Below are 3,162 nucleotides of genomic sequence, written 5' to 3'. Positions count from 1 at the left end.
CACTTTCTGGGGGCTGACGCAGACGATTACACCTATGAAGCATTGAAGCTGTTTCTGCTGGGTGCAATCTCACGAGCCTTTCAGCCGGGGTGCAAGTTTGAAATCATGCTCTGTCTGGTCGGCGGTCAGGGGGCTGGCAAGTCCACTTTCTTCCGTCTGCTGGCAGTCCGGGACGAGTGGTTCTCCGATGATTTGCGGAAGCTGGACGATGACAATGTGTACCGCAAGCTGCAAGGTCACTGGATTATCGAAATGTCGGAAATGATGGCAACCGCCAACGCCAAGAGCATTGAGGAAATCAAGTCATTTTTAAGCCGACAGAAAGAGGTTTACAAGATACCCTATGAAACCCACCCAGCAGACCGCCCCCGTCAGTGCGTGTTTGGCGGCACTTCCAATGCCCTTGACTTCCTGCCCCTTGACCGTTCCGGCAACCGCCGCTTTATCCCCGTCATGGTGTACCCAGAGCAAGCCGAGGTTCACATTTTGGAGGACGAAGCCGCTTCCAGAGCCTATATCGAGCAGATGTGGGCAGAAGCGATGGAAATTTACAGAAGCGGCAGGTTCAAGCTGGCTTTCAGCCCTGCCATGCAGCGGTATCTCAAAGAACACCAGCGGGATTTTATGCCGGAGGACACCAAAGCCGGGATGATACAGGCGTATCTTGATAAGTACACCGGGAGCATGGTCTGCTCCAAGCAGCTCTATAAGGGAGCCTTGAACCATGCCTTTGACGAGCCGAAGCAATGGGAAATCCGGGAAATCAACGAGATTATGAACCAGTGCATTTCTGGCTGGCGGTACTTCCCGAACCCAAGAATGTTTTCCGAATATGGCAGACAAAAGGGCTGGGAGCGTGAAAACCCGGCAACGGACTCCGGCAACCCGTCTGAAAAAACGATGGACGGTTTTGTGGAGGTCACAGAACAGATGGAGCTTCCATTCTGAAAATGACAGCCCGTTGCACCCCCTGTTGCTATCCCGTTGCCGAGCCGGTTGCCGGGGAAAATCCCGAAACTATCGGCTTTTCTCCCCTATGACAACCAAAACAACAGAAAAATAAAAGAAAAGTATAAATAGTAACCATCGCCAGATTGAGATTGTTTGCAAGGTCTTTTGAAGCCCGTTGCCGGACTTCGTTGCCGACACCCTCTGTCTGGCTATTTTCATGTATGGAGGATAACTGCCTATGGCAAAAAACAAAACAGAGATTCATGTGACCACTGTATTTGACGGGGAGCTGGATGCAACCGATGTGTTCGTCAGCCTGATTTCCCAGAAATACGGAAAGACAAATACGAAAGAATATCTTGCTAAAAAGAAAGATATGAGCTATAATGAAGATGAGGTTCAAAAGAGCCAGATACCGTCTGGATTGTGTGGGTAAATGGCTATGATGAACGAAATGGAATACAGAACAATCGGTTCGGCACTTGCCGGGGGCTATCGTGCGGCGGTCTATTGCAGGCTGTCAAAGGACGATGACCTGCAAGGCGAAAGTGCCAGTATCGCAAACCAGCGTGATATGCTGGAAAAATACTGCGAAAAGCAGGGATGGGAGGTTGTGGCAGTCTATCAGGACGATGGCTTCACAGGTCTTAATATGGAGCGTCCTGATTTACAGAGAATGTTGAGAGCCATTGAGCGCAGGCAAATCAACCTTGTTATCACGAAAGACCTCAGCCGACTGGGGCGTAACTATCTGCAAACCGGGCATTTGATTGAGGACTTTTTCCCAAGAAACGGTGTCCGCTATATCGCCATGAATGACGGTATCGACACCCTGCGGGATAACAACGACATTGCCCCGTTCAAGAATATCCTGAACGAGATGTACAGCAAGGATATTTCCAAGAAAGTCCATTCCTCTTATCTTCTGAAAGCGCAGAAAGGACAGTTTACCGGGTGTCTTGCTCCGTTTGGATATCGGAAAGACCCGGAGGACAAAAACCATCTGCTCATTGACGAGGAAACCGCCCCGATTGTGCGGCTGATTTTCGGATATGCCCTAAACGGTCATGGTCCGAACTATATCCGCAGACGGCTGGAGGAAGAAAAAATCCCCTGCCCCACATGGTGGAACCGGGAACGGGGGCTTCGCAATACCCGTACCAAATGGGAAAAGAAAGACCCGGAAAATGGGCGGTATATGTGGGACTTCTCCGTTATCAAAGACCTTTTGATGAATCCCGTCTACACTGGGGCGATTGCTTCCCAGAAAAAGGACTACCGCTTCAAAATCGGCACGATTGGGGAAAAGAAGCCGGAGGACTGGATTGTGGTGGAGGGACAGCATGAACCGCTGATTGACCGCATGAGCTTTGACATTGTGCAGAACAAGCTGAAATCCCGCCAGCGTCCGGGGCAGACCAATGAAATCAGCCTGTTTGCCGGACTGATAAAATGCGGCGAGTGTGGGAAGTCGCTGACGATACGCTACACAAACGCAAAACATCCCCAGCGGATATACTCCTGCAAGACCTACAATGCCTTTGGAAAGAACCACTGCACCCAGCACCGGATTGATTATGACACCCTTTACAGCCATGTGCTGCGAAAAATACGGGAATGTGCCAGAGCTGCCCTGATGGACGGGGAAGCGGTTGCCGACCGCCTGACCAATACCTGTGAAGCCGAGCAGCGGGAACAGAGGGAAGCAATGGAACGCTCCCTTACAAGGGACGAGGAACGGATTGAGGTTCTGGACAAAATGGTCATGCGGCTTTATGAGGATATGATTGCAGGGCGTATCAGTGAGCAGAACTTCAACACCATGCTGGAAAGGACACAGACCGAGCAGACGGAGCTTAAAACAAAAGTGTCCGAGGGCAGGAAGCGGCTGTCCGATGAAGTCCAGCTTGCCAATGACGCAAAACAATGGGTGGAAGCCATTCAGGAATACGCCAACATCACAGAGCTGGACGCAGCCACCCTCAACCGCTTAATCAAAGAAATCGTCGTGCATGAGCGCATTGACGAGGATAAAACAAGACACATTTCTATCGAAATTCATTTTAATCTCAAACCCATCCCAGAGGTGGAACAGGTCACTGCCTGACCTGTCCCGCCGGGACGGTTCTCTTAAAAATACCATATAGATTTTTTGTACGCCGCCGCCCGCCATCGAGCAGAGTTTTACACCTAATTGGGGATAAAACAGCT

The 3,162-nt window shown here is 50.6% G+C and carries 3 protein-coding genes; all 3 read left to right on the top strand.

What is annotated here, in order from left to right; all coding sequences use genetic code 11:
• Positions 1-948: virulence-associated E family protein (locus DWY84_RS17050; protein WP_118534474.1), on the top strand; the 948-nt coding region annotated here is incomplete at its 5' end.
• Between the two features lie 241 nt (positions 949-1,189).
• A complete protein-coding gene (locus DWY84_RS17040) occupies positions 1,190-1,387 on the top strand; it encodes a hypothetical protein (RefSeq protein ID WP_055270759.1) in 198 nt (65 codons plus the stop codon).
• Entirely contained in the window at positions 1,388-3,058 is a 1,671-nt protein-coding gene (locus tag DWY84_RS17035) for a recombinase family protein (protein ID WP_117556484.1), read from the top strand.
• Positions 3,059-3,162 lie beyond the last annotated feature (104 nt).

This window comes from Clostridium sp. AF27-2AA, from assembly GCF_003478505.1.
GTDB lineage: Bacteria > Bacillota > Clostridia > Lachnospirales > Lachnospiraceae > Brotaphodocola.
The sequence above is the reverse complement of the archived record's forward strand: the minus strand, read 5'-3'. Positions and strand labels throughout refer to the sequence as shown.

Coding starts and splice junctions, on each gene's coding strand:
- DWY84_RS17035 (WP_117556484.1), top strand. CDS start 1,388: ATGGCTATGATGAACGAAATGGAATACAGAACAATCGGTTCGGCACTT.
- DWY84_RS17040 (WP_055270759.1), top strand. CDS start 1,190: ATGGCAAAAAACAAAACAGAGATTCATGTGACCACTGTATTTGACGGG.